The following is a 6,269-nucleotide window of genomic DNA, read 5'->3' as shown; positions in this document are numbered from 1 at the left end:
TGGCGGCCCCTGGTTCGCCAGCAAGCACTTCTCGCTGGTCGACGCCGTTTACGGTCCGGTCTTCCGCTATCTCGATGTCTTCGACCGGATCGGTGATTTCGGCATTCTTGACCGAAAGCCCCTCGTCCGCGCATGGCGCCGGGCGTTGAGTGAACGCCCGTCGATCAGGCAAGCCGTGGCGCCGGACTACCCGCAGCGCCTGCATGCCTTCCTGCGGGCAAAGGGATCGTACCTTTCGAGCCTCATTGGCCAAAACGATCCGGCCACCGCGCTTCGACCAGTCCTATCCGCTTGAACGGATCGATTACGGTGCCGGCCACCATCGAGGCGAGAAACTGCGGCGCCGGCGGGATTTTTGCCACCGTCGCCACCAGCCTGTCGCGGATGAAGGGCAGCGCCACCGAATCCGACTGGTAGAACGGCGTGAACGCCAGCGACAGCGCCTGGAAGATGCGGACATGCCAGCGCCGCGCCCTCGCATAGGCTTCAAGTGCCGCTTCGACACTGTCCGTCCGCGCCAGCGCATGGCTGAGCGCCGCGGCGTCGAGCAGCGCCATATTGGCCCCTTGCCCGAGCTGCGGGCTGGTCGAGTGCGCCGCGTCGCCGATGATGGCCAGCCGCCGCCCAACCGGCCGCTTCATCGTGTGGTGGCCATAGCGCGCCAGCGAGAGCTGGTCGAAACTGTCGATCTGGCTGACATACGCCTCGCTCTGCGGCCACAGCCGGATCACCCTCTCCTTCCAGGCATCCAGGCCCCGGACGCGCACCTCATCGGCGTCCGACGGCTTCAGGCTCCAGAAGAAGGCCGCCATCTTTTCAGCGCCCGGCTGCGGCCGGCCGATCGGCAGCACGCCGATCATCACGCTCGCTCTGTCGTAGCGTTGCAGCAGCGCGCGCTCATCGAAACCGTCGCCGCGCCAGCCAAGCGAGGCCCAGAACGCGCCATAGGTGAGCGGTCGTGGCTCGCCTGCAGCGCTTGCGCCGCGCAGTTTCGAGCGCGAACCGCTGGCGTCGATGACGAGGTCGAACGGCCCCGCCCTTCGTCCGTTGCCGCAGATCAGCGTCGTCCGTTCGCCCGTCTCCAAGGCCTCGATCTCGACGCCGGTTTCGATGGCGATCGCTTCGCGTTGGGCGGCGCGGAAGAGCACGCCGAACAAGGCCGCCCGGTGCACCGCCAGCCCGAAGCGGCCACCGCGCTGCGCATCGTAGCGGACATCGAGCACGGTACGGCCTGTGGTGGCATCGGCGCCATGCAGGCGGTCGATGCGGCTGCCCAGCGCCAGCATGTCGTCGAGCAGGCCAAGATCGGCCAGCACCGTCAGCCCTGTCGGCTGCAGGATCAGCCCGGAGCCGACCGGCTTCGGCTCATCGAAGCGTTCAAAGACCGTGACCCGATGCCCGGCGCGCTTGAGATAGAGCGCCATGGCCAGTCCCGCCGGCCCGGCGCCTGCTATTGCGATGTCGTAGGAAATGCCAATGCCCCCAAAGCCGAACTGGCCGGGACAATCCTTCAGCAGCCCGGCGAAATCAAGCCGCACCGTGGGGCTTTAGCGGTCGTTCAAGCCTGGGCCTTGGCGGCCGTTCAAGCCTGGGACGCATCAAAATCGGCGCGCGCTGCGCGCACCGCATCATGGTTGAGTTCGGCCCACAGAATCAATTGATGAAAGGCGCCGAACATAGAGCGCCCGAGATCGGTCAGGCTGTATTCGACGCTTGGTGGTTTGGTCGGGAACACCTCACGATGCACATAGCCATCGCGCAGAAGATCGTACAGCGTCTGGGTCAGCATGCGTTGCGAAATGTCGGGCACAAGGCGCCGCAACTCACCGAAGCGATAGGGTTTTTCAGCCAGCGCCATCATCAGCAGCGATCTCCATTTGCCGCTCACCCCTTGAATGACCTCGCGAACCGGACAATTGGCAATATTGCCGCCGCCTGAGATGGCCTTATAGACCTCCAACTTCGATTTCAGATTGATGACCTTGCCGTCCATGGCTGGTTCCCTGCGTGTGCCTACCTCCCGAAAAACTGCCTTCTTTACGGCACCAGGTCAATTCCTATTTTAGTGCTGGTCTCTTTTTGAGACTGCCACTCGAACCGCCTTAGCGGCGCAATGTCAGGACCTTCCATGAGCGAAACCCTTCTCGTCACCGGCGCTTCCGGCCAGCTCGGCCACGGCGTCATCCAATATCTCCTGGACAAGCACAAAGTTCCACCGGCAAACATCATCGCCGCCACACGCAATCCGGAAAGCGTGGCCGATCTGGCGCTGCGCGGCGTCGTTGTCAGGGCCGCCGACTTCAACGACGCGGCATCGCTGGAAACCGCATTCAAAGGCGCCGACAAGGTGCTGATTATTTCGACCGGCGATCTCGATCTCAAAAGCGGCAGGCGCCTGAAGCAGCACGAAAATGCCGTCGCCGCGGCCAAAAACGCCGGCATTTCGCATCTGCTCTACACCTCGATGCCCAATCCGGAGCCGGTATCGCCGGTCCTGTTTGCCGATGACCACTACAGCACCGAGCAGGCGATCAAGGCGAGCGGCATCCCCTACACGATCTTCCGCAACGGCTGGTACCAGGAGAACCTGTTCATGGCCCTGCCGCACGCGATCGCCTCGGGAAAATGGTACACGTCGGCCGGCGACGGGCGCATTGCCCACGGTGCGCGCGACGACATGGCAGCGGCGATCGCCGCCAGCCTCGCTGGCGCTTCAAACGAAAGCAAGACCTACACCTTGACCGGTCCGCACGCCTACACCACGGCAGAGATTGCCGCCCTGGTAAGCGAGGTCACCGGCAAGTCGCTCGATGTCGTGCAGGTTCCGGATGAAGCGCTCACCGAAGGGGTAAAGGCATCCGGCGTTCCCGAGGATTTTGCTGAAGTCATCGTGTCCTTCGACGTCAACACGCGCTCCGGCCGCATCGCCATGGTGACCGACGCGATCGAGACGCTTTCCGGCCGCAAGCCAAAAACGCTGAAGCAGTTCCTCGAGGCGAACAAGGCCGCGCTGGCCGGTTGAAGCGGAGTGACATGGACTGTGCCGCAAGACACAGCTCATTCGCCAGGACATGTCGAGATTCAGGTCAGGCTGGACCGAGAATGTGGGTTCCGAGAACCGGAACGGAGCGGACACTTGGTCCGTGAGTACCGGAAGCGCAGGAACCTGCCGTTCGCAGGCCGGCCTCACCTGAATATCGGCATGTCCTAGATGGCCACCTGAGTGCCGATCTCCACCACGCGCCCGGTCGGGATTTGGAAATACTCCGTCGCGTCGGCCGCCGTGCGCGCCAGGCCGATGAACAGCCGGTCCTGCCACACCGGCATGCCGGAATTGGGCGAGGCCTTGAGCGAACGCCGCGACAGGAAGAACGAAGTCGTCATGATGTCGAATTTCCAGCCCTGCTTGCGGCAGATCGCCAGCGCGCGCGGGATGTTGGGCTGCTCCATGTAGCCGAAGGTCAGCGTTACCCGCATGAACAGCTCGTTGACCGTCTCCATTTTGACCCGGTCGCTGTCGGGCACCACCGGCTGCGGCGCGGTCACCACTGAAAGGATGACGTTCTGCTCATGCAGCACCTTGTAGTGCTTCAGGCTGTGCATCAGTGCGGTTGGCGCGCTGAGCGGATCGCTGGTCAGGAACACGGCGGTGCCTGACACCAGCTGCGGCTTCTTCTTCAACAGATTGCCGGCGAGGAAATCGAGCGGGATCTCGTTGCGGCGGGTCTTGTCGAACAGATAGCGGCTGCCGCGCACCCAGGTCCACATGGCCAGCACGATGGTGAAGGCAACGGCCAGCGATGCCCAGCCGCCCTCAAACACCTTGACGATGTTGGAGGCAAAGAAACCGACGTCGATGAAGCCGAACAGCGCCGTCAGCGAGACCGCCAGCCACAGCTTCCATTTCCAGATCCGCGTCATGACCACAAACAACAGCACCGTGGTCACCAGCATGTTGCCGGTCACCGAGATGCCGTAGGCCGATGCCAGCCTGCTGGACTCGCCGAAGCCCACCACCAGCATCATCACCACCAGCGCCAGCAGCAGGTTGACGCGCGGCATGTAGATCTGGCCGGACTGTTTCTCCGACGTATGCAGAATTTCCAGGCGCGGCAGCATGTTGAGCTGCACCGCCTGCCTGGTCAACGAGAAGGCGCCCGAGATCACCGCCTGGCTGGCGATGACCGTGGCGGCGGTCGCCAGCACGACCATCGGGATCAGCGTCCAGCCTTCATTCATTTCGAAGAACGGATGGCCGACGACGCCGTTCTTGGCCAGCACGAAAGCGCCCTGCCCGGCATAATTGAGCAGCAGGCACGGAAACACGACCCACAGCCAGGCGAGCACGATCGGCTTGCGGCCGAAATGGCCGAGATCGGCATAGAGCGCTTCCGCGCCGGTGACCGCGAGGAAGATGGCGCCGATGGTGACGAAAGCGACATCGGGCGAATTGATCAGGAAGGCGACGATGTAGTGCGGGCTGATCGCCCACAGGATTTCCGGATCGGCGATGATGTGGTTGAGGCCGGAAAGGCCGATCGCCAGGAACCACACCGCCGTCACGGGACCGAAGACCAATCCCACGCCGCCCGTGCCGAAACGTTGCACCGCGAACACTATGGCGAGAATGACCAGTGTCAGCGGCACGACATAAGGCTGGAAGGTCGGCGTGACGACGTTCATGCCTTCGACCGCCGACAGCACCGAAATCGCCGGCGTGATGACGGCGTCGCCGAAGAAAAGCGACGCCCCGACGATGCCGATGCCGAGCATCAGCGCCGAGCGCTTGGGGAAACTGCCGCGCGCCAGCGCCATCAGCGACAGCACGCCGCCCTCGCCGCGGTTGTTCGCCCGCAGCACGAACATGATGTATTTGATGGTGACGATGATGGTCAGCGACCAGATGATCAGCGACAAAACGCCGAGGATGTCACCGCGGTCGGCCACCTGTCCGCCGGAAGATGCCACCAGCGCCTCGCGAAAGGCGTAGATCGGACTGGTGCCGATATCCCCATAGACGACACCGAGCGCGCCCAGCATCAGAACCTTGGTGCTGTGCTGTTCGACTTCCGAATGGCTCGATTGTTCGACGGGTTCTGCCTCACTACCAGTATTGGTAAGGGCCATGGACGACACTCCGATAAGCGCGCGGTGCTCTACGCTTGCTGCGATGCAATATCAAGTGCCGTCGCGTAATGGCTGCCATGCCTGCCATGCGAGGCTGCCCATCGCTACCATCCGCAGGCCTTGAGGAACCGACCCACCGTACCGGCCATGCCATACTCCAACGCGTCGGCTGTCAACCCATGTCCGATCGACACTTCGGCCAATGCCGGAATGCGCTTGACCAGCGCCGGCAGGTTGCCGACCACCAGATCGTGCCCGGCATTGACCTGCAGCCCGGCGGCAAGCGCGGCGTCAGCGGTTTTTCCCAGCCTTTCCAGCTCTTTGGCGGCTTTGGCGGAATCTGTGTGATAGCTGCCATATGGACCTGTATAGAGCTCGATGCGGTCGGCGCCGGTGTCGCGCGCGGCCGCCACCCAATCGGGATCCGGATCGGAAAACAGCGACACGCGAAAGCCCCCCTTCTTCAGGCGCTTGACGATTGGTGTGAGGAACGCGGCCTGGGTTGCGAAGTTCCAGCCATGGTCCGATGTCGCCTGGGCCGGATCGTCCGGCACCAAGGTCACCTGTTCAGGCTGATGCTTTTCCACAAGCAGCAGGAAATCCTCGGTCGGATAGCCCTCGATGTTGAATTCCGCGCCCGGAAACTCGTCGTCGATCAGCGACCGGATCTCAGGCACATCGGAGAGTCTTGTGTGCCGCTCGTCGGGGCGTGGATGCACTGTCAGCCCGTGCGCTCCGGCCGCCAGCGCAATGCGGCCGAGGCCGGTGACGCTTGGCCACGGCAGGTCGCGCCGGTTGCGCAGCATGGCGATGGCATTGAGGTTGACGGAGAGCTTTGCAGGCATGCGGGTGGCCTCGGAAATCGTTAGACGCGCCCACCTATAATGCCTTTGACGGGAACAGTAATGCCTTTGGTGGGAACAGACTGGGGGTTTCGGGTGTTCCAAGCCTGATGAACCAGCGGGGAAAGGTAGCGCCGATGAATTTTCTTGATGAGGTGCCGGCAATCCGCCGTATCGAGACCAGCCGTGACGACCTTTTCGCCATCGATGTCGTCGGGCACGTTTCCGCGGCCGATGGTGAAAATCTTTTCGGATTGCTGGAGGCAGCCTACGCCCTGCATCCGCGCGTCGATGTGCTGG

General features: G+C 63.0%; 6 protein-coding genes and 1 pseudogene. 3 read left to right on the top strand and 4 right to left on the bottom strand.

Annotation, left to right across the window (positions count from 1 at the left end; translation table 11 throughout):
* Positions 1 to 295, top strand: a 295-nt coding sequence (locus tag EN969_RS36000; protein WP_245467436.1) for a glutathione S-transferase domain-containing protein, incomplete at its 5' end; no start/stop codon positions are given.
* On the opposite strand, the gene EN969_RS12810 is transcribed toward EN969_RS36000, so the two are convergent.
* On the bottom strand, positions 243 to 1,538 hold the full coding sequence (locus tag EN969_RS12810; protein ID WP_082826476.1) for an NAD(P)/FAD-dependent oxidoreductase: 1,296 nt from the start codon (positions 1,536 to 1,538) through the stop codon (positions 243 to 245). The two genes, EN969_RS36000 and EN969_RS12810, sit on opposite strands and share 53 nt — an antisense overlap.
* Positions 1,539 to 1,582: 44 nt before the next feature.
* Positions 1,583 to 1,993: a helix-turn-helix domain-containing protein gene (locus EN969_RS12805; protein ID WP_063168259.1), complete on the bottom strand. Its 411-nt coding sequence runs from the start codon at positions 1,991 to 1,993 to the stop codon at positions 1,583 to 1,585.
* A gap of 135 nt (positions 1,994 to 2,128) precedes the next feature.
* Between EN969_RS12805 and EN969_RS12800 the strand changes: the two genes are divergently transcribed.
* Complete coding sequence (locus EN969_RS12800; protein WP_063168260.1) at positions 2,129 to 3,022, top strand: SDR family oxidoreductase; 894 nt, start codon at positions 2,129 to 2,131, stop codon at positions 3,020 to 3,022.
* A gap of 185 nt (positions 3,023 to 3,207) precedes the next feature.
* Here the strand turns inward: EN969_RS12800 and EN969_RS12795 are convergent, their stop codons facing one another.
* Positions 3,208 to 5,127, bottom strand: coding sequence for a potassium transporter Kup (locus EN969_RS12795; RefSeq protein WP_063168261.1), 1,920 nt, complete (start codon positions 5,125 to 5,127; stop codon positions 3,208 to 3,210).
* Positions 5,128 to 5,231: 104 nt separating this feature from the next.
* Entirely contained in the window at positions 5,232 to 5,972 is a 741-nt protein-coding gene (locus EN969_RS12790) for a pyridoxine 5'-phosphate synthase (protein WP_063168262.1), read from the bottom strand.
* Positions 5,973 to 6,106: 134 nt separating this feature from the next.
* Between EN969_RS12790 and EN969_RS35995 the strand changes: the two are divergent.
* Positions 6,107 to 6,269, top strand: a pseudogene (locus EN969_RS35995) (STAS/SEC14 domain-containing protein); the annotation flags it as partial.

This window comes from Mesorhizobium sp. M7A.F.Ca.CA.003.01.2.1 (genome assembly GCF_003998945.1).
In the GTDB taxonomy this organism is placed as follows: domain Bacteria; phylum Pseudomonadota; class Alphaproteobacteria; order Rhizobiales; family Rhizobiaceae; genus Mesorhizobium; species Mesorhizobium ciceri.
The sequence above is the reverse complement of the archived record's forward strand: the minus strand, read 5'-3'. Positions and strand labels throughout refer to the sequence as shown.

Bases quoted from the DNA above. Each gene is read 5' to 3' on its own strand.
- EN969_RS12805 (WP_063168259.1), bottom strand. From the start codon at position 1,993: ATGGACGGCAAGGTCATCAATCTGAAATCGAAGTTGGAGGTCTATAAG.
- EN969_RS12800 (WP_063168260.1), top strand. From the start codon at position 2,129: ATGAGCGAAACCCTTCTCGTCACCGGCGCTTCCGGCCAGCTCGGCCAC.
- EN969_RS12795 (WP_063168261.1), bottom strand. From the start codon at position 5,127: ATGGCCCTTACCAATACTGGTAGTGAGGCAGAACCCGTCGAACAATCG.
- EN969_RS12790 (WP_063168262.1), bottom strand. From the start codon at position 5,972: ATGCCTGCAAAGCTCTCCGTCAACCTCAATGCCATCGCCATGCTGCGC.